General features: G+C 64.0%; 1 protein-coding gene. It reads left to right on the top strand.

All coding sequences use genetic code 11. From position 1 onward, the window contains the following. On the top strand, window positions 1-261 hold a 261-nt coding region (locus QP915_RS11635), incomplete at both ends, for a hypothetical protein (protein WP_284769437.1).

The following is a 261-nucleotide window of genomic DNA, read 5'->3' on the forward strand; positions in this document are numbered from 1 at the left end:
CCCCTGCTCCCAAGGACCAGCTGACTACCTCGTGGCGTAACCCGTCGGGTGCCTTGAAGCTGGCCAACTCGGTGGCGGCCGGGGTCTTTGCCGGCGGCCCGCGCCCCGTCGATGAGCTGCATGCGGCCCCGCACAAGGGTGAAGGCGAGATTGAGCTGGCCTATTTCGCCAGCGAGGACGAGGAACACGATTTTATTGCCCAGAAAGTAAGGCAGCAGTGGGAAGCGCGCGAGGGAGATGGTTTTCGCGCAGCGGTATTGG

Source organism: Corynebacterium sp. MSK158 (assembly GCF_030229085.1).
Taxonomy (GTDB): Bacteria; Actinomycetota; Actinomycetes; order Mycobacteriales; family Mycobacteriaceae; genus Corynebacterium.